The following is a 235-nucleotide window of genomic DNA, read 5'->3' as shown; positions in this document are numbered from 1 at the left end:
TCGATCCGCACCTCGGTGCCGGACCACTTGCCGAACAGAACGCGGTCGCCGGCCTTCACATCGAGAGCAGCGATCTTGCCGCTCTCATCACGGGCGCCCGGGCCGACGGCGATGACTTCGCCCTCTTGCGGCTTTTCCTTGGCGGTGTCCGGGATGATGATGCCGCCGGCCGTCTTCTCTTCGGCCTCGATGCGGCGGACGACGACGCGGTCGTGCAGCGGACGGAACTTCATGG

At 66.8% G+C, this 235-nt stretch carries 1 protein-coding gene; it reads right to left on the bottom strand.

Annotated elements, in window-relative coordinates; genetic code table 11:
• Positions 1 to 233: co-chaperone GroES (locus E4K09_RS24070; protein ID WP_134500192.1), on the bottom strand; the 233-nt coding region annotated here is incomplete at its 3' end.
• Between the last annotated feature and the right edge of the window lie 2 nt (positions 234 to 235).

It is taken from the genome of Microvirga pakistanensis (assembly GCF_004458765.1).
Taxonomy (GTDB): Bacteria; Pseudomonadota; Alphaproteobacteria; order Rhizobiales; family Beijerinckiaceae; genus Microvirga; species Microvirga pakistanensis.
This window is presented reverse-complemented; position numbering and strand designations above follow the sequence as displayed.